This is a genomic window from Mesorhizobium sp. 113-1-2 (genome assembly GCF_016756475.1).
Taxonomy (GTDB): Bacteria; Pseudomonadota; Alphaproteobacteria; order Rhizobiales; family Rhizobiaceae; genus Mesorhizobium; species Mesorhizobium loti_C.
The window spans coordinates 5,349,250-5,366,341 of record NZ_AP023242.1 but is presented as its reverse complement, the minus strand read 5'-3'; the positions used below and the strand labels follow the sequence as shown (position 1 = coordinate 5,366,341).

Annotated in this window: 19 protein-coding genes; 12 read left to right on the top strand and 7 right to left on the bottom strand. The window is 63.5% G+C overall.

Annotated features, from left to right (window positions below; translation table 11 throughout):
- Positions 1-11 precede the first annotated feature (11 nt).
- The 5 genes from JN279_RS26195 to JN279_RS26175 are packed head-to-tail and all read left to right on the top strand — an operon-like array spanning position 12 to position 3,080.
- Positions 12-869: an MBL fold metallo-hydrolase gene (locus tag JN279_RS26195; protein WP_202350654.1), complete on the top strand. Its 858-nt coding sequence runs from the start codon at positions 12-14 to the stop codon at positions 867-869.
- A gap of 2 nt (positions 870-871) precedes the next feature.
- Positions 872-1,201, top strand: coding sequence for a hypothetical protein (locus JN279_RS26190; protein ID WP_202350653.1), 330 nt, complete (start codon positions 872-874; stop codon positions 1,199-1,201).
- A 15-nt stretch (positions 1,202-1,216) separates the two neighbouring features.
- A complete protein-coding gene (locus JN279_RS26185; protein WP_202350652.1) occupies positions 1,217-2,230 on the top strand; it encodes a fumarylacetoacetate hydrolase family protein in 1,014 nt (337 codons plus the stop codon).
- Between the two features lie 9 nt (positions 2,231-2,239).
- The gene (locus tag JN279_RS26180; RefSeq protein WP_202350651.1) at positions 2,240-2,533 is read left to right on the top strand and encodes a hypothetical protein; all 294 of its coding nucleotides are present in this window, start codon (positions 2,240-2,242) and stop codon (positions 2,531-2,533) included.
- A gap of 4 nt (positions 2,534-2,537) precedes the next feature.
- Positions 2,538-3,080, top strand: a complete 543-nt coding sequence (locus JN279_RS26175) for a DinB family protein (RefSeq protein ID WP_202350650.1) — start codon at positions 2,538-2,540, stop codon at positions 3,078-3,080.
- Between the two features lie 52 nt (positions 3,081-3,132).
- Here JN279_RS26175 and hppD read toward each other — a convergent pair whose 3' ends face one another.
- Positions 3,133-4,245, bottom strand: coding sequence for a 4-hydroxyphenylpyruvate dioxygenase (gene hppD / locus JN279_RS26170; RefSeq protein WP_202350649.1), 1,113 nt, complete (start codon positions 4,243-4,245; stop codon positions 3,133-3,135).
- A gap of 137 nt (positions 4,246-4,382) precedes the next feature.
- Here hppD and JN279_RS26165 point away from each other — a divergent pair, with 137 nt between their 5' ends.
- Complete coding sequence (locus tag JN279_RS26165) at positions 4,383-4,850, top strand: Lrp/AsnC family transcriptional regulator (protein ID WP_202353802.1); 468 nt, start codon at positions 4,383-4,385, stop codon at positions 4,848-4,850.
- On the opposite strand, the gene JN279_RS26160 is transcribed toward JN279_RS26165, so the two are convergent.
- The 4 genes from JN279_RS26160 to aztA all read right to left on the bottom strand — a co-directional run bounded on the left by JN279_RS26160 (position 4,847) and on the right by aztA (position 8,077).
- Entirely contained in the window at positions 4,847-5,185 is a 339-nt protein-coding gene (locus JN279_RS26160) for a TIGR01244 family sulfur transferase (protein ID WP_202350648.1), read from the bottom strand. The genes JN279_RS26165 and JN279_RS26160 overlap by 4 nt on opposite strands.
- 226 nt (positions 5,186-5,411) lie before the next feature.
- Positions 5,412-6,353 (bottom strand): zinc ABC transporter substrate-binding protein AztC, encoded by a 942-nt coding sequence (aztC, locus tag JN279_RS26155; protein ID WP_096456853.1) that lies wholly within the window; start codon positions 6,351-6,353, stop codon positions 5,412-5,414.
- 30 nt (positions 6,354-6,383) lie between these two features.
- Positions 6,384-7,259 (bottom strand): zinc ABC transporter permease AztB, encoded by an 876-nt coding sequence (gene aztB / locus JN279_RS26150; protein ID WP_202350647.1) that lies wholly within the window; start codon positions 7,257-7,259, stop codon positions 6,384-6,386.
- Positions 7,259-8,077, bottom strand: coding sequence for a zinc ABC transporter ATP-binding protein AztA (gene aztA, locus JN279_RS26145; RefSeq protein WP_202350646.1), 819 nt, complete (start codon positions 8,075-8,077; stop codon positions 7,259-7,261). Before aztA ends, aztB begins: the two co-directional genes overlap by 1 nt.
- 222 nt (positions 8,078-8,299) lie before the next feature.
- Between aztA and JN279_RS26140 the strand changes: the two genes are divergently transcribed.
- Positions 8,300-8,644: a RidA family protein gene (locus JN279_RS26140; RefSeq protein WP_019857529.1), complete on the top strand. Its 345-nt coding sequence runs from the start codon at positions 8,300-8,302 to the stop codon at positions 8,642-8,644.
- 121 nt (positions 8,645-8,765) lie between these two features.
- Here the strand turns inward: JN279_RS26140 and hutC are convergent, their stop codons facing one another.
- Both hutC and JN279_RS26130 read right to left on the bottom strand, forming a co-directional pair.
- Complete coding sequence (gene hutC / locus JN279_RS26135) at positions 8,766-9,512, bottom strand: histidine utilization repressor (protein WP_202350645.1); 747 nt, start codon at positions 9,510-9,512, stop codon at positions 8,766-8,768.
- A 5-nt stretch (positions 9,513-9,517) separates the two neighbouring features.
- The gene (locus JN279_RS26130) at positions 9,518-10,873 is read right to left on the bottom strand and encodes a formimidoylglutamate deiminase (protein ID WP_202350644.1); all 1,356 of its coding nucleotides are present in this window, start codon (positions 10,871-10,873) and stop codon (positions 9,518-9,520) included.
- A gap of 97 nt (positions 10,874-10,970) precedes the next feature.
- On the opposite strand from JN279_RS26130, the gene hutI reads away from it, so the two are divergent.
- The 5 genes from hutI to JN279_RS26105 are packed head-to-tail and all read left to right on the top strand — an operon-like array spanning position 10,971 to position 16,829.
- Positions 10,971-12,200, top strand: coding sequence for an imidazolonepropionase (hutI, locus tag JN279_RS26125; RefSeq protein WP_202350643.1), 1,230 nt, complete (start codon positions 10,971-10,973; stop codon positions 12,198-12,200).
- On the top strand, positions 12,197-13,735 hold the full coding sequence (gene hutH / locus JN279_RS26120; RefSeq protein ID WP_202350642.1) for a histidine ammonia-lyase: 1,539 nt from the start codon (positions 12,197-12,199) through the stop codon (positions 13,733-13,735). Before hutI ends, hutH begins: the two co-directional genes overlap by 4 nt.
- 1 nt (position 13,736) lies before the next feature.
- Entirely contained in the window at positions 13,737-14,549 is an 813-nt protein-coding gene (gene hutG / locus JN279_RS26115) for an N-formylglutamate deformylase (RefSeq protein ID WP_096456863.1), read from the top strand.
- 23 nt (positions 14,550-14,572) lie between these two features.
- On the top strand, positions 14,573-16,246 hold the full coding sequence (gene hutU, locus JN279_RS26110) for a urocanate hydratase (RefSeq protein ID WP_202350641.1): 1,674 nt from the start codon (positions 14,573-14,575) through the stop codon (positions 16,244-16,246).
- 4 nt (positions 16,247-16,250) lie between these two features.
- Positions 16,251-16,829, top strand: coding sequence for a HutD/Ves family protein (locus tag JN279_RS26105; RefSeq protein WP_202350640.1), 579 nt, complete (start codon positions 16,251-16,253; stop codon positions 16,827-16,829).
- The last annotated feature ends 263 nt before the right edge of the window (positions 16,830-17,092 follow it).

The following is a 17,092-nucleotide window of genomic DNA, read 5'->3' as shown; positions in this document are numbered from 1 at the left end:
GCGGAAAGCCGATGCCAGACCGGCTGGTGCTGCTCGGCTCGAAGGGTGGCCCGGCGCTGCGGCCGGGCGGACCGTGGCCGAGCTCGTCGCTGCTTGAGATCGGAGGGCGAACCATCGTCGTCGATTGCGGGCTTGGCGTGACGCGCGGTCTGGTCGATGCCGGGATCAGCCTGAAGGCGCTCGACCTGATCTTCATCACGCACCTACATTCCGATCATGTGCTGGAGCTCGGACCGCTGATCCACACCGCCTGGACGGCAGGGTTGGCGACGCCGGTCACCGTGTTCGGTCCCCTCGGCACCGGCCACTACTGGCGGCGCTTCTGCCAGGCGATGGAGTTCGACATCGAAATCCGCATCGTCGACGAGGGCCGGCCTGACATTCGCGAACTGGTTTCGATCGATGAGTTCGGCGAGGAGCAGGTGGTCGAGCAAGGTGGCCTGAAGGTGACGGCACTGCGCGTCGATCATCCGCCGGTGACCGACTGCTTTGCCCTGTGCTTCGAGCATGGCGGCAGAAGCGTGGTCTTTTCCGCCGATACAGCCTTCTTTCCACCGCTTGCCGATTTCGCCAAGGGTGCTGACCTTCTCGTCCATGAAGCCATGCTGGAGGAGGGCATCGAACGACTGGTTGCCAGAACCGGCAATGGCGCGCGGCTCAGGCAACATCTGCTCGCCAGCCACAGCCTTGCCGAGGAAGCCGGGCGCATCGCCAGCGATGCCGGCGTGAAGAGACTGGTGCTCAACCACCTCATTCCCGCCGACGATGCCGAGATCGGCGAGGCGGATTGGCTAGCTGCTGTCAGGAAAACATGGGCCGGCGACTTGACGATCGCCCGCGACGGCCTTGTTGTGGAGTTTCGGGAGTGAGGATGGCTAACGACAAGCTTTGGGACGAGGTGAACAAATCCGAGGCGACATCCTCGGCACAGCTCTCCTTGTTCCTCGATCGAGTTGAGGACGTGCCGTCTTTTGTTCAGTTCATCGATGCGCTGCGGAAGGACCGAGAGGACGCCGACCGTAAGGAGGCGATGCAATCGGCTGGCCCCTACACCAGCTGGAATGGGTGGCAAAGTAGTTCGATCAGTACCTTTCTCGAATCGGGCGTCGCCTGGGCCGAAACCAAACCCGCGCATCTAGCTGACGAAAATCCCTGGAAAGCCGCGGCCAGAATTCTCTATGCCGGCAAATATTACGAATAATCATTGGGAGGACGCATGAAGCTTGCCACATTGAAGGACGGGACGCGTGACGGAAAACTCGTCGTCGTCTCACGCGACTTGACGCAGTACACGGATGCCTCGTTCTTGGCGCGCACGCTGCAGGCGGCATTCGACGACTGGCGCAGGGTCTCGCCGCATCTCGGCACAATCGCGGAATCGCTGGAAAACAATGCGGTGCCGTCCGCGCGCTTTCATGAGCACGACGCGCATTCGCCGCTGCCGCGCGCCTATCAATGGGCTGACGGGTCCGCCTATGTGAACCATGTCGAACTGGTGCGCAAAGCGCGCGGCGTCGAGATGCCGGCGAGCTTCTGGACCGACCCGCTGATCTACCAGGGCGGCTCGGACTCCTTCATTGCGCCGCGCGATCCGATCCGCATGGCCGATGAAGCCTTCGGCCTCGACATGGAGGGCGAAGTCGCCGTGATTGTCGACGACGTGCCGATGGCGGCAAGCCTCGATGAAGCGCGCGCCGCGATCCGGCTGGTCATGCTGGTCAACGACGTCACGTTGCGCGCGCTCACCGGGCCGGAACTGGCCAAGGGTTTCGGCTTCTTCCAATCAAAACCATCCTCGGCCTTTTCGCCCGTTGCGGTGACTCCGGATGAGTTGGGCGATGCCTGGGATGGCGGCAAGGTTAGCCTGCCGCTGCTTGCCGATCTCAACGGCAAGCCCTTCGGCCGCGCCAATGCCGGTATCGATATGACCTTCGACTTTCCGGCGCTGATCGTGCATGCCGCCAGGACAAGGCCGCTGGTATCAGGCACCATCATCGGCTCGGGCACCGTCTCCAACAAGCTCGATGGCGGCCCGGGCAAGCCGGTCTCGGCGGGCGGCGCCGGCTATTCCTGCATTGCCGAACTGCGCATGATCGAGACCATCGAGAATGGCGAACCCAAGACGCCGTTCCTGCGCTTCGGCGACACGGTGCGCATCGAGATGAAGGACAAGACCGGGCATTCGATCTTCGGCGCCATCGAGCAGAAGGTCGAGAAATACGAGAGATAGGGGGACGGAATGACGGGGGAGGCGTTCTATCTGCTGGCTGGCGTATGGGCTCTCGGGATTCTGGTAGTCTTCATCCTGGCGACCCGGCTGAGCTATCGCATCGAGGCGCGCTCACCGGACCTGACCAACCGCAGCGGCTACCCGCGCAAGGCGATGATGTTTCACACCATCACCAACATGAAAGTCGCACGGGACGAGGAAACGCAAGCCATGCGTCGGCGCATGAATGGGTTGCTGCTGATCGTTCTTGCGGGGTTCGCGATTATGGCGGCAGGCTTGCACCTGGTGCGGTCGGGGGGATGATCTCATGACCCTGCTCGATCATCTGCGCCGCATGGCCGGCAACAATCTCTGGTCGAACGACCGGCTCTATCGTGCCGTGCTTGCGCTCGAGCCCGGAGAGTTCGAAGCCGAACGCACCAGCTTCTTCCCGTCGATCAAGGCAACGCTCAACCACATCCTCGCGGTCGATCACCTCTATCTCGATTTTCTCGAAGAGGGCGGCGTCGGTGCCGCGGCCCATGATGAGTTCGTGCCCTTCGACGAACCCCGGGCGCTGTTTGCCGCCCAGGTCGCGGCCGACCGGCGGCTGATCGCCTTCTGCAATGGCCTGTCGGAGGCCGATCTCGATCGCCGCGTCATCACCGACCGGCGCGAGGACGGCATGATCCCCGAAAAGATCGGCGACATTCTCGCCCACGTCTTCCTGCACGACATTCACCATCGCGGCCAGGTGCACGCAATGCTGTCCGGCACCTCGGTCGCGCCGCCGCAACTCGATGAGTTCCTGCTCGATTATGATATGAAGTTGCGAGAGAAAGAGGTCGAGCGGCTGGGGCTCAAGATCTGATTTTGCATATGGCCCATAGATGGGCCATATGCAAATCCGCCCGACCTGAACTTTACTCTGCCGCCTGAACCTTGATCACGCCGCGCTTGATCTGGTCCTGCTCGATCGATTCAAACAGCGCGCGGAAATTGCCTTCGCCAAAGCCTTCGTCGCCCTTGCGCTGGATGAACTCGAAGAAGATCGGGCCGATCACGGTTTTGGAAAAGATCTGCAGCAGGATCTTGGTCATGCCGCCGTCGACCACGCCTTCGCCGTCGATCAGGATGCCGTGCTTCTTCATCCGCTCGATCGGCTCGTCATGGCCGTTCACCCGGTCATACGACATGTCGTAATAGGTCTCCGGCGGGCCGGGCATGAATTTCAGCCCGTTGGCGGCGAGCTTGTCGGTGGCGGCGTAGATTTCGTCGGTGCCCACCGCAATGTGCTGGATGCCTTCGCCATTGTACTTCTTCAGATACTCGGCGATCTGGCTGGTCTCGTCCTTGGATTCGTTGAGTGGAATGCGGATCTTGCCGCAGGGCGAGGTGATGGCGCGGCTGACCAGGCCGGTGATCTTGCCGTCAATGTCGAAGAAGTGGATCTGCTTGAAGCCGAACAGATTGCGGTAGAAATCCCACCATTTGTCCATCTGGCCGCGATAGACATTGTGGGTCAGGTGGTCGAGGAAATAGAAGCCGACGCCTTGCGGCCGCGGATCGCGCGCGCCAAGCCACTCGAACTCGGCATCATAAGCCGAACCCTTCTTGCCGTAGGTATCGATGAAATAGAGCAGCGAGCCGCCAATGCCAACGATCGCCGGCACGTCGAGTGCCTTGTCCTTGCCTTCGTAAGGCGTGGCGCCCTTCGAGACGGCATGGTCGAACGCGTGCTTGGCATCGACCACCCGCCAGGCCATCGAGGCCGCGCACGGGCCGTGCTTGTCGGCAAACTTCATCGCATGCGAGCCGGGCTCGGCATTGACGACATAGTTGATGTCGCCCTGGCGCCAGACGGTGATGTTCTTGGTGCGATGCTTCGCCACCGCCACATAGCCCATGCGGGTGAACAGTTCGGCGAGCTTTTGCGGCTCCGGATGCGCGAATTCGACGAATTCGAAACCATCGGTGCCGGCAGGGTTGTCCTTGCTGATCGTGGCGGGCGGGGCGTCGTGCGGGAAGGGACCCATGGTATTCCTCCAAAGCTGGCTCGGCCTGAAAAGGCCACCTAACGCCATCATAGCGCGGAGCCGGCGCATGGTGCTTGCATTCAAACGCTTGAAATGGTCATCTCATGCGCGAAACATGCATGATGAGAGACAAAACCATGGATGAGACGCGCATCGATCAGTTTGACCGCAAGATAATGGCGCTCCTGCAGGGTGATGCGCGGCTCACCAACAGCGATCTCTCGGAGCGGGTGAACCTGTCGGCCTCGCAATGCTCGCGCCGCCGCCAGCGGCTCGAGGAAGACGGTTTTATCAAGGGCTATCGGGCGGTGCTCGACCGCGACAAGCTCGGCTTCTCGCTGGTCAACGTCATTTCGGTAACGCTTGCCACCCACAACCGCGACAATGCCCGGCGTTTTGGTGAGTTGGTGGCGCGGCTGCCCGAGGTGCAGGAGGCGCATGCGCTGACCGGCGAAATGGATTACATCCTGAAAGTGGTGACGCCCGATCTGAAGTCGCTGTCGGAGTTCGTCAACGGCGTGCTGCTGCCACACGAATCCGTGCAGCATGTGAAGACGGCGATCGTTCTCGAAACGCTGAAAGAAACCGGCGCGCTGCCGATTTAGCCCTTCGACTGCTGGATCAGCCCATACAGATTCGCGCAGCGCGCGCCCGAGCGGCAATAGGCGAACACCGGGCCTTCTAGTGCGTCCAGCGCCTCGGCCTGGTCCTCGACATTCTCCGCGGTGATCTGGCCGCTGATGACGGGGATGTAGCGGAAGGCGAGGCCCGCGGCTTCGACCGCCGATCCGATGCTTTTGGCCGAAGGCTGGCCGGGCTGTTCGTCGTCCGGTCGGTTGCAGATAACGCTCTTGAAGCCGGCTTCCTTGATGGCGGCGACGTCTTCGGGCTGGATCTGGCCAGAGACCGAATAGTCCTCGCTGATTTCGCGGTATTCCATGGCAGCATCCTCGCAATCTGATTTGCGGGGAGTCTTGCCACTCCCCGACGTGGTCGGCAATCCGCGCCGACGGAAATCATTCAACTGAGATAGACGCATCCAGTGGAGAATCCAACTCAGGCCGCCCAGACCGGGAACGGATCGGGTAGCGCTCGCCACAGTTCGGGCTGAAAATCCTCGGCCAGAAAGGCGGAGACTGGCTCCGCCTCTCCGAGCACGGTGCTTCTCAGCTGCCGAGGATCGCGCCTTTGATCTGGCGGATGTTGTTGTGCATCATGTCGATATAGGTCGAGCCCGGGCCATCGGGCTGCGACAGCGCATCCGAATAGAGCGTGCCGCCCACCTTGATCCCGGTCTCGCTGGCGATCTGTTCGATCAAGCGCGGGTTGGTGATGTTTTCCACGAAGATCGCCGCCGCCTTGTCCTGCTTCACCTGCTCGACCAGCTTGGCGACGTCAGCGGCCGACGGTTCGGAGTCGGTCGAAATGCCTTGCGGAGCGAGGAAGGTCAGGCCGTATTCGTGCTCGAAATAGCCGAAGGCGTCGTGCGAGGTGATGACGACGCGCTTGGCCTCAGGGATCGACTGGATCGCCGCCTTCACTTCGCCTTCCAGCGCATCAAGCTTCTTGGTGTAGGCGGCGGCATTGGTCTGGTAGCTGACGCAGCCCTCGGAATCGGCCGCGCAAAAAGCCTCGGCGATGTTCTTCACATAGATCTTGGCATTGGCGATCGACTGGAAGGCGTGCGGATCGGTAACGGTCTTGCCGCCGCCGGTGCCGGCACCTTCGGCCGCGTCCGCGTCGGCGAATTCAGGCTTGAAGTCGATCGGTGTCACGCCCTTGGTCAAGGTGACGATCGAGGCCTTGGTGGCGCTGGCATCGACCAGCCGCTGCAAAAAGCCTTCGAAATGCAGGCCGTTGACCAGAACGATATCGGCCTTGGCCATGGCGACCGCGTCGGCCGGGCTCGGCTCATAGACATGGGCGTCGCCATCCGGGCCGACGATGGTGGTGATATCGACACGGTCGCCGCCGACATTTTTGGCGAAATCGGCAATGACCGTGAAGCTGGCGACGACTTTCAGCGGCGCCGCGAAAGCTGACGATGCGCTAAAGGCTGTTAATGTTATAACGCTCATCGCCAGGGCGGCACGGATGGATCTCAGCATAGGCGGGGTCTCCTTTCGAGGGGCGGGGGATCAGGCCGTTCTGTGACGGTGATGGATAATGCGGGCGCGCAGGATGCCGCGCGTGCCGAACAGGATCGAGGCGAAATAGACGACGCCTGCCGACAGGATGATGGCCGGGCCAGACGGCAGCGAGGCGTGGTAGGACAAAAGCAGCCCGGCGATGCAGGAGGCAAAGCCGATCAGCACGGCCAGCACGCACATCGGCTCGACGCGCACCGTCCAGAAGCGGGCGGCTGCCGCCGGCAGCATCATCAGTCCGACGGATAGAAGCGTGCCGAGCGCCTGGAAACCGCCGACGAGGTTGAGCACGACCAGGCCAAGGAAGATGAAATGCACCGGACTGCCCATCCGGCTGACCGAACGCAGGAACAGCGGATCGAGGCATTCGGCGACCAGCGCCCGCCAGAAGATAGCGAGGCTGACCAGCGTCACCGCGACGATGCCGCCGATCAGCGTCAGCGCTTCGTTGTTGAGCGCCAGCACCGTGCCGAACAGCACATGCATGAGATCGACGCTGGAGCCGCGGATCGACACCATCAGCACGCCGATGGCGAGTGAAATCAGATAGAAGGCCGCCATCGAGGCGTCCTCTCGCTGGACGGTGAAGCGCGAGACGGCGCCGGCGCCGAGCGCCACGATGATGCCGGCGATCAGCCCGCCAATGGTCATCGGCAGGATTTCCAGCCCATAGAACAGGAAGCCGGCGGCCGCACCCGGCAGGATGGCATGCGCCATGGCATCACCCGACAGGCTCATGCGCCGCAGCATCAGGAAGACGCCGATCGGGCAGGCGCCAAGCGACAGCATCAGTGAGCCGAACAGCGCCCGCTGCATGAAGCCGAAATCGGCAAAGGGTGCGATGAACAGACCGTAGACCCAGTCCATCAGGCAGCCCTCGGCCCGGCGCCGTGATGATGGTCGTGATCGTGGCCATGATGATCGTGGCTATGGGAATGATCATGACCGTGCCCGTCCGGCTCGCACCACGGCGCGTTCTCCTCCCAGGCTTCGTGGAAGCGGCGGGCGCGCAACAGGTTTTCCGGCTTCAGCGTCTCGCGCGTTTCGCCCCAGGCGATCGGCTGGCGGGCCAGAAGCAGCGTCTCCGGAAAATTCTGACGGACCAGATCGAGATCATGAACGACGACCATGATGGTGCGTTCCTCGCCATGCCAGCGCTTGATGAGCGCAATCAGGTCGCCGACCGTCTTGGCATCGACAGCGTTGAACGGCTCGTCGAGCAGGATCAGGTCGGCGTCCTGCAACAACACCCGGGCAAACAGCGTGCGCTGCAGCTGGCCGCCTGACAGCGTGTCGATCGGCCGCTTCTCGAAGCCGCCAAGGCCGACTGCCATCAGCGCCTGGCTGACCGCCGCGCGATCCTCTGCGGTGTAGCGGCCGAGCATGCCGCGCTTCGGCCAGAGGCCGAGCGAGACCAGGTCGACGACGCGTGCGGGAAAGGAGCGGTCGAGTTCCGATTGCTGCGGCAGGTAGGCGGCGCGCACGCCTGGTGCGCGAACAACCTCGCCGGCCATCGGCTTCAAAACGCCGACAATGCCCTTCATCAGCGTCGATTTGCCGGAGCCGTTGGCGCCGACCACGGCCGTCAGCGACCCCTTGCGGATCGTGCCGTCAAGATGGTGGATCGCCGGGTGGCTGTTATAGCCCAGCGTCAGGTCACGGAATGTCAGGCAGGTCTGGGTCATGTCGTTCCGTCGGGCAGCCGATTTCGGCTGCGGGCAGGGGCCGATTGGATATGTGATGTTATTACATTAGTCAACAAGCCAATCGGGCGGAATTACGACCGGCAGCTCAACTTGCCGTGAATCTCGCCACTCGCTGGTCCAAGGGGATTTGGCCCCGGCGGCCTTGCCCGATGCGAACCGCAACTCTAAACAGGCGCCACCCATAACAGGAAGGAACCTCCCATGAGCATTCGTCGCATCGATGTTGGCCCGCGCATGAGCCAGATCGTCATCCACGGCAACACCGTCTATCTGGCCGGCCAAGTCGGCGAGCCCGGCGGCAACGTCGCCTCGCAGACCCGCGATATTCTGGCGGCCATCGACGAATTGCTGGCCAAGGCCGGCACCGACAAGACCAAGATCGTTCAGGCGATCATCTGGCTGGCCGACATGGGCACCTTCGCCGAGATGAATTCGGAATGGGACAAGTGGGTGCCGCAGGGCCACACCCCCGCCCGGGCTACCGGCGAAGCCAAGTTGGCTGGTCCGGAATATCTGGTCGAGATTATCGTCACGGCGGCGATTTGAGGCACGGCCTTCTACCTCCCCCTTGTGGGGAGGTCGGACCGCAGGTCAGGGTGGGGGTTGGCGCCGCCCCCACCTCGCTGCTTCGCAGCGACCCTCCCCACAAGGGGGAGGGTAAGAGGCGCTACCCCTGCGACGGCGTGAACCTCGCCACCAGCGTGTGGCTTTCCGCGGGATAGATAAACCGCACATGCGTGACCGGGTGCTCGGCACTCCAGGTGCGGCGCTCGACCACAAGGCAGGGCGCGCCCGGGTCGATGTCAAGCGCGTCGGCAACAGTCTCGTCGGCGGCCATGGCGCGGATACGGTGCTCGGCCTCGCTCCACGGCACGCGGCCGATAAGCCAGGGCCCGGCGGCGATCTCCCTGAACTCTTCGTCCCCGGCTTCTGGAACCGCGGAAAGATTGATCAGGCGCTGCTCGAGTGCGAATGGCCGTTCGCCGGCGAAATGCAAGCCTTCGACCCATAGCACCGACCCGGCGGCGGACGACCCAAGCAGCACTCTGTCCTCCGCGTTGCAGCGCCGCTTCCGGCGCTCCAGCCGCTCGTAGCGATAAAGCAGGCCAAGCGCCTCGACCTCGATCCTGATGTCGTGAAGTTCCAGCACCGCCGCCTGCGACTGCGGCCGGCGGACAAAGCTGCCGGAGCGACGGCGGCGTTCGATCAGCCCGGCCTTAGCCAGTTGCGACAGCGCCTTGTTCACCGTCATGCGCGAGCAATTATACTCGGTCGTCAGTTCGTGCTCGAACGGAATGCGATGTCCGGGCGCCCACGCGCCGGACAGGATTTTTTCGCGGATGTCGGACAGGATGCGCTGATGCAGCGAGACCGTCTCGCCGCCGTCAATGTCATCTGTCTCGATCAGGCTCATCGGCTTCAGTTCTGCGACAGCGCGGTCATGACTTTGCGGAATCGTTCGGCAATGGCCTCGCGCTTCGCATGCCTGCCGCCGCTGACCTGCTTCTTGCCATGCACCCAGACGCAGTCGACCTTGCTGCCATTGGCGAAGATCCAGGCGTCGAGGATCGCGTCGCCGGCCTTGCCGGCCAGCGAGGGGGTCTTGGCGTCGAGCGAGACAAGATCGGCGGCTCTCCCGACGGCGATCTGCGAAGCGCCGGCGCCAAGCGCCACGCCGCCACCGTCAAGCGCGGCATCGAACAGCGCTCGCCCGGTCGAGCCGCCGGCCACCGCCAGCACATTGCGGGCGCGGTGGGCGAGGCGCTGCGAATATTCGAGTTGGCGCAATTCGTCGGGCAGGCCGATCAGCACGTTGGAATCGGAGCCGATACCGAAGCGGCCGCCATGCTCGGTGAATAGCGGAGCGGCAAATGTGCCGTCACCGAGATTGGCTTCGGTGATCGGGCAAAGGCCGGCAATGGCACCGCTCTTGGCCATGCCGATGGTTTCGGCGTCGGTCATATGGGTGGCATGGATCAGGCACCAGCGCTGGTCGACCTCGGCATTGGCCAGCAGAAATTCGACCGGCCGCGCGCCGGACCAGGCAAGGCAGTCCTCGACTTCCTTTACCTGCTCGGCGACATGGATATGGATCGGCCCATTCGGTGTCAGAGCAGCAACTTGAGCGAGTTCCTCCGGCGTCGCGGCGCGCAGGCTGTGTGGCGCTACACCGACGACAGCTTGATTCAACGCGCGAACCGATTCGCGGCTCTTCTCAACAAGCCGGGAGAACCGATTCACATCGTTGATGAATCGCCTTTGGCCATCGTTGGGAGCTGCGCCACCGAAGGAGGCGTGCGCATAAAACACCGGCAGCAGTGTCAGACCGATACCGGTTTCGCCGGCCGCAGCTGCGATGCGCTCGGCCATCTCGGCAAGGTTGGCGTAAGGTTTTCCATCGCGGTCGTGGTGCAAATAGTGAAATTCGCCGACGCGCGAGAAACCGGCCTCCAGCATCTCGACATAGAGCTGTGCGGCAACCGCCTCGACCTGATCGGGCGTCATCGACAGTGCGAAGCGGTACATCACCTCGCGCCAGCTCCAGAAACTGTCGGCGGAAGGCCCGCGAAGCTCGGCAAGGCCGGCCATGCCGCGCTGGAAGGCGTGGCTGTGCAGATTGGGCATGCCAGGCACGAGAATGGCGTGGCGCTCGTCGCCGGCCCGCGGAACCGCACCCGCTTCGACGGAAGCGATGTGGCCTCCATCGAGCGCGATCCTGACATTGCCTTGCCAGCCCTCGGGTAGCAGCGCCTGTTCCGCAAAGATCGCCGTCACGTCCATCTCCGAATCTGCATGCCTGAACGACGATACCACTTGCGTCGCGTTTCAATATGTATATACATAATCGCCATCCTTTCAAATGGAAAAGATGATGGGTGGAGCAAACAAGAAGAGCGGCCTTCGTGTCTGGCACAATGCGCGCCTGGCGACCATGGCCGACGGCGTGGCTGGCCTCGGCATTGTCGAGAAAGGCGCGATCGCCGCGCGCGACGGTGTCATTGTATATGCTGGCGCGGAGGCTTTGATGCCGGCTTCGGCAGGGCAGGGCGCCGAGACCATTGATTGCGAGGGCCGCTGGATCACGCCGGGCCTGATCGACTGCCACACCCATCTGGTCTATGCCGGCAACCGCGCCAACGAGTTCGAGATGCGGCTGGCCGGCGCCACCTATGAAGAAGTCGCCCGCGCCGGCGGCGGTATTGTTTCCTCCGTCAAGTCACTGCGCGCTGCCAGCGAGGATGAACTCGTTGCCCAGACGCTGCCGCGCCTCGATGCGCTGATGGCCGAGGGTGTCACCTCAGTCGAGGTCAAGTCGGGCTATGGGCTCGATCTCGACAATGAGAAGAAGTCGCTGCGCGCCGCCCGCCGGCTGGGCGGTGAACGGGCGGTGACGGTCCGCACGACCTGTCTGGCTGCCCACGCCCTGCCGCCCGAGGCCAAGGGGGACAAGGATGCTTTTATCGATCTGGTCGCCAGCCAGATTGTTCCGGCGGTTGCCGCCGAAGGACTGGCCGATGCCGTCGATGGTTTTTGCGAAGGCATAGCGTTCTCGCCGGAGCAGATGGCGCGCGTTTTCGATGCCGCCAAGGCCTTAGGCCTGCCGGTCAAGCTTCACGCCGACCAGCTGTCCAACCTGCACGGTGCCGCGCTTGCCGCCAGCTATGATGCGTTGTCCGCCGACCATCTCGAATATACGGATGAGGCGGGAGCTGCCGCTATGGCCAAGGCCGGCACGGTGGCGACCATCCTGCCCGGCGCCTATTACTTCATCCGCGAAACGAAGAAGCCGCCTGTCGACCTGTTCCGCCGCCATGGCGTGAAGATGGCGGTGGCGACGGACAGCAATCCCGGCACCTCGCCGCTAACCTCGCTGCTGCTCACCATGAATATGGCCGCGACGCTCTTTGGCTTGACCGTTGATGAATGCCTGGCCGGCGTCACCCGCGAGGCTGCGCGTGCGCTTGGCCTTCTCGACAAGGCCGGCACACTGGAAGCCGGCAAATCCGCCGATCTGGCGATATGGGACATCGAGCGTCCCGCCGAACTCGTCTACCGCATGGGCTTCAACCCGCTCCATGCCCGCATCTGGAGAGGACAATGACCGAACTGACCTTGAAGCCCGGCAGTGCGACGCTGGCCGACTGGCGCGCCATCTATCGTGGCGCCGTGCCGAAGCTGGATGATGCCTGCCGTCCAAAGATCAAGGCGAGCGCCGAGGCCGTTGCCAGGATCGTTGCCAAGGGTGAGCCGGTCTACGGCATCAACACCGGTTTCGGCAAACTGGCCAGCGTCCGCATCCCGGCAAGCGATCTCGAGACCTTGCAGCGCAACATCGTCCTGTCGCATGCCGCCGGCGTCGGCGAGCCGATGCCCGTCGCTGTCGCCCGGCTGATGATGGCGCTGAAGCTTGCCAGCCTGGCGCAGGGGGCGTCCGGTGTGCGCCCCGAAACCATCGAGTTGCTGGAAGCAATGCTCGCCAACGACGTCATCCCGGTGGTGCCGGCGCAAGGCTCGGTCGGCGCTTCCGGCGATCTCGCGCCGCTGTCGCATATGACGGCTGTGATGATCGGCGTCGGCGAATGCTTTACCCCGCATGGCCGCTTCCCGGCTAAGGTCGCCTTTGTCTCGCATGGCCTGGAGCCGGTGACGCTTGGCGCCAAGGAAGGTCTGGCCCTGCTCAACGGCACGCAGTTTTCCACCGCCTATGCGCTGGCTGCTTTGTTCGAGGCCGAAGTGCTCTACCAGTCGGCGCTGGTCGCCGGCGCCCTATCGACCGACGCGGCAAAGGGTTCCGACGCCCCCTTCGATCCGCGTATTCATCTCTTGAGAAAGCACCGTGGCCAGATCGAGACGGCGGATGCGCTGCGCAATCTGATGGCCGGCAGCGCTATCAGGGAATCGCACCGTGTCGGCGACGAGCGCGTACAGGATCCCTATTGCCTGCGTTGCCAGCCACAGGTCATGGGTGCGGTACTCACCGTGCTGCGCCAAGCGGCCGACACGCTGGGCACCGAGGCCAATGGCGTCACCGACAATCCGCTGATCTTCGCCGAGGATGATACCGCGCTCTCCGGCGGCAATTTCCACGCCGAGCCGGTGGCCTTCGCCGCCGACATGATCGCGCTTGCCGTCTGCGAGATCGGTTCGCTGTCGGAACGCCGCATCGCCATGCTGGTCGACCCGGCGCTGTCGGGCATGCCGGCCTTCCTGACGCCCAAGCCTGGCCTCAACTCCGGCTTCATGATCCCGCAGGTGACGGCGGCGGCACTCGTTTCGGAAAACAAGCAGAAGGCCTATCCGGCCAGCGTCGATTCGATCCCGACCTCGGCCAATCAGGAAGACCACGTCTCGATGGCCGCGCACGGTGCCCGCCGGTTGATCGGCATGGTCGAGAATGCAACCGCCGTGATCGGCATCGAATTGCTGGCCGCCGCGCAAGGCTGCGATTTCCACCAGCCGCTGGCGTCGAGCAACGCGCTGGAAGCGGTACGCAAGCTGGTGCGGGCCGAAGTGCCGCATCTCGACAATGACCGCCATTTCCACCCCGACATGGAGAAGGCAATCGCCATGGTCCGCAGCGGTGCTACGATCAAGGCGGCCGGCGCGGTGACTCTGCCTTCGATCTCGGGAGCCTGACATGACCGACTGGCTGACAGTGACGGAAGGCACGGCACCTCTGCTGGTGTCGATCCCGCATACCGGTATCGATCTCGCCGGAATCGACAACCGGCTGGTTTCGCCCTGGCTCGGCCGCCGCGATTGCGACTGGTGGATCGACAATCTCTACGATTTTGCCGCCGGCCTTGGCGCAACTGTCGTGCATACGTCGATCTCGCGCACCGTCATCGACGTCAACCGCGATCCCTCCGGCGCTTCGCTCTATCCGGGGCAGACAACGACGACGCTTTGCCCGACCGAGACTTTCGATGGCGATCCGCTTTATCTGCCCGGCGAAGAGCCGACGCCGTCGGAGATCGACCAGCGCCGCATAGCCTATTTCGTGCCCTACCATGAAATGCTGGCGGCCCAGGCCGTCAGGCTGCGCGGCCTGCACGAAAAAATCGTCATCTACGATTGCCACTCGATCCGTTCGGTGCTGCCGCGTCTGTTCTATGGCACGCTGCCAGTGTTCAATCTCGGCACCAATGACGGCCAGACCGCCGACCCGACGCTGCAGGCACTGGTCGGCCAGATCATGGCCGAAAGCGGTGAAAGCTATGTCATCAACGGCCGGTTCAAGGGCGGCTGGATCACGCGTTACTTCGGCAATCCGCAAGGCGGCTACCATGCGTTGCAGATGGAGCTTGCCGATCGCGGCTATCTGCGCGAGCCCGAGGGCAAGGGCGAGCCGGACAATTGGCCGGTGCCTTATGACGCCGAGTTTGCCGTGCCGATGCGCGCCACACTGACCAAAATCCTTCAAACCGCCATTGACTGGGCCGGGCGCTGACGCGCCGCCATCCGAAAGGGACAATGATGAACAATCCTCGCCACAACATCCGTGAAGTCCGTGCGCCCCGCGGCGACAAGCTCAACGCCCGCTATTGGACGACCGAAGCACCGCTGCGCATGCTGATGAACAATCTCGACCCCGAGGTTGCCGAAAACCCCAACGAATTGGTCGTCTACGGCGGCATTGGCCGCGCCGCGCGCACCTGGAACGATTTCGACAGCATCGTCGCCTCGCTGAAGACGCTTGGCGAGGACGAGACGCTTTTGGTGCAGTCCGGCAAGCCGGTCGGTGTGTTCCGCACCCATGCCGATGCGCCGCGTGTGCTGATCGCCAACTCCAATCTGGTGCCGCATTGGGCGACCTGGGACAAATTCAACGAGCTCGATAGAAAGGGTCTGATGATGTACGGCCAGATGACGGCCGGCTCGTGGATCTATATCGGCACGCAAGGCATCGTGCAGGGCACCTACGAGACCTTCGTCGAAGCCGGCCGCCAGCATTATGGCGGCAACCTCAAGGGCAAATGGATCCTGACCGGCGGCCTCGGCGGCATGGGCGGCGCCCAGCCGCTGGCCGCCGTCATGGCCGGCGCCTGCTGCCTCGCCATCGAATGCAATCCGGACTCGATCGATTTCCGCCTGCGCACCCGCTATGTCGACGAAAAGGCCGAGACGCTCGACGAAGCGATGGAGATGATCGAGCGCTGGACCAAGGCCGGCGAGGCGAAATCGGTCGGCCTGCTCGGCAATGCCGCCGAGATCGTGCCGGAAATGTTCAGGCGCGGCATCCGCCCCGATATGGTCACCGACCAGACCTCGGCCCACGACCCCATCAACGGCTATCTGCCCAAGGGCTGGACCATGGCCGAGTGGCGCGAGAAGCGCGTCAGCGACCCGAAGGCGGTTGAGAAAGCCGCCCGCGCGTCGATGCGCGAGCATGTCGAGGCGATGGTGGCATTCTGGAACGCCGGCGTGCCGACGCTCGACTATGGCAACAACATCCGCCAGGTGGCCAAGGACGAAGGGTTCGAGAACGCTTTCGCTTTCCCGGGCTTCGTGCCGGCCTATATCCGCCCGCTGTTCTGCCGCGGCATCGGTCCGTTCCGCTGGGCCGCGCTCTCCGGCGATCCGGAAGACATCTACAAGACCGACGCCAAGGTGCGCGAACTCACCCCCGGCAACACCCATCTGCACAACTGGCTCGACATGGCGCGCGAGCGCATTGCCTTCCAGGGCCTGCCGGCGCGCATCTGCTGGGTTGGTCTTGGCGATCGCCATCGGCTGGGTCTCGCCTTCAACGAGATGGTGGCCAAGGGCGAACTCAAGGCGCCGGTCGTCATCGGCCGCGATCACCTCGATTCCGGCTCGGTCGCCTCGCCGAACCGCGAGACCGAAGCAATGAAGGACGGCTCGGACGCCGTCTCCGACTGGCCGCTTCTCAATGCTTTGCTCAACACCGCGTCGGGCGCCACCTGGGTGTCGCTGCATCATGGCGGCGGCGTCGGCATGGGCTTTTCCCAGCATGCAGGCATGGTCATCGTCGCCGACGGTACGCAGGACGCCGCAAGGCGCCTTGAGCGGGTGCTGTGGAACGACCCGGCGACTGGCGTCATGCGCCATGCCGATGCCGGCTACGACATCGCCATCGAGTGCGCCAAGGAGCACCAGCTCAATTTGCCCGGCATTCTCGGCTGACATCATGCGCATCCTTCGTGCCGCCGACTACCGCGTCATGCCGTGGAAGAACGGCGGCGGCACGACGACCGAGATCGCCGTCTCGCCCGACGGCGCCGGCCTCGACGCGTTTGACTGGCGCATCTCGATGGCGCGCGTCGAAGGCAGCGGGCCCTTTTCCAGCTTTGCCGGCATCGACCGCACGCTGTCGGTGCTGGAAGGCGAGGGGATCGTACTTGATGTCGCCGGCCAACCTGCGGCCCGGCTGACGCCGGTTTCCCAGCCTTTTACCTTTCCAGCCGACCTGCCGACCAGTGCCGCGCTGATCGCCGGCCCGATCACCGATCTCAACGTCATGACGCGCCGTGGCCGCATGCTGCATTCGGTCGAGCGCACGGCGATTTCGCGGCCAGTGGACATCGCGACCCCAGCCGGTTCGACCCTCGTCCTTTGTCACAAGGGCGAGGCTGTTTTTCCCGAGGCTCAGTCAATTCGCCTCGGGCCGCTCGACACGCTCCTGCTCGGGCCGGATGCTTCCGTCCTGCGGGTTGAGCCGGCTCGGGATACGACGCTGTTCGTGGTCCGCATAACCGCCGCGGGCTGATGCTTTCGCGCCAACGGTTACCGCCTGTTTCCAAACATGATCGCGACGCCGGCGAAATATAGCGTAAGCTCCTGCCGGCATCACGAAAAAGCCCGAATCCTCTCCGTCGATCGATCCCGACGGGAGCGAGGGGCGCTCGTCTTTGAGTTTGGTCGAAAGATGACGCCCTGTCGTGGTGCGGAAACAAACTTTCGGCATAGGGGTTGATGCAACCAATTGCATTTGAACCGGTTTTAGGGCCATTGCCGTGGCGGTGACGCCGC

What these genes read in the sequence shown, in the direction of transcription:
- JN279_RS26175 (WP_202350650.1), top strand. Translation starts at nt 2,538, where the DNA reads ATGACCCTGCTCGATCATCTGCGCCGCATGGCCGGCAACAATCTCTGG.
- aztC (WP_096456853.1), bottom strand. Translation starts at nt 6,353, where the DNA reads ATGCTGAGATCCATCCGTGCCGCCCTGGCGATGAGCGTTATAACATTA.
- JN279_RS26180 (WP_202350651.1), top strand. Translation starts at nt 2,240, where the DNA reads ATGACGGGGGAGGCGTTCTATCTGCTGGCTGGCGTATGGGCTCTCGGG.
- JN279_RS26195 (WP_202350654.1), top strand. Translation starts at nt 12, where the DNA reads ATGCCAGACCGGCTGGTGCTGCTCGGCTCGAAGGGTGGCCCGGCGCTG.
- JN279_RS26190 (WP_202350653.1), top strand. Translation starts at nt 872, where the DNA reads ATGGCTAACGACAAGCTTTGGGACGAGGTGAACAAATCCGAGGCGACA.
- JN279_RS26185 (WP_202350652.1), top strand. Translation starts at nt 1,217, where the DNA reads ATGAAGCTTGCCACATTGAAGGACGGGACGCGTGACGGAAAACTCGTC.
- aztA (WP_202350646.1), bottom strand. Translation starts at nt 8,077, where the DNA reads ATGACCCAGACCTGCCTGACATTCCGTGACCTGACGCTGGGCTATAAC.
- hutH (WP_202350642.1), top strand. Translation starts at nt 12,197, where the DNA reads ATGACCGAACTGACCTTGAAGCCCGGCAGTGCGACGCTGGCCGACTGG.
- hppD (WP_202350649.1), bottom strand. Translation starts at nt 4,245, where the DNA reads ATGGGTCCCTTCCCGCACGACGCCCCGCCCGCCACGATCAGCAAGGAC.
- JN279_RS26165 (WP_202353802.1), top strand. Translation starts at nt 4,383, where the DNA reads ATGGATGAGACGCGCATCGATCAGTTTGACCGCAAGATAATGGCGCTC.
- hutI (WP_202350643.1), top strand. Translation starts at nt 10,971, where the DNA reads ATGGGTGGAGCAAACAAGAAGAGCGGCCTTCGTGTCTGGCACAATGCG.
- aztB (WP_202350647.1), bottom strand. Translation starts at nt 7,259, where the DNA reads ATGGACTGGGTCTACGGTCTGTTCATCGCACCCTTTGCCGATTTCGGC.
- JN279_RS26140 (WP_019857529.1), top strand. Translation starts at nt 8,300, where the DNA reads ATGAGCATTCGTCGCATCGATGTTGGCCCGCGCATGAGCCAGATCGTC.
- hutU (WP_202350641.1), top strand. Translation starts at nt 14,573, where the DNA reads ATGATGAACAATCCTCGCCACAACATCCGTGAAGTCCGTGCGCCCCGC.
- hutC (WP_202350645.1), bottom strand. Translation starts at nt 9,512, where the DNA reads ATGAGCCTGATCGAGACAGATGACATTGACGGCGGCGAGACGGTCTCG.
- JN279_RS26160 (WP_202350648.1), bottom strand. Translation starts at nt 5,185, where the DNA reads ATGGAATACCGCGAAATCAGCGAGGACTATTCGGTCTCTGGCCAGATC.
- JN279_RS26105 (WP_202350640.1), top strand. Translation starts at nt 16,251, where the DNA reads ATGCGCATCCTTCGTGCCGCCGACTACCGCGTCATGCCGTGGAAGAAC.
- hutG (WP_096456863.1), top strand. Translation starts at nt 13,737, where the DNA reads ATGACCGACTGGCTGACAGTGACGGAAGGCACGGCACCTCTGCTGGTG.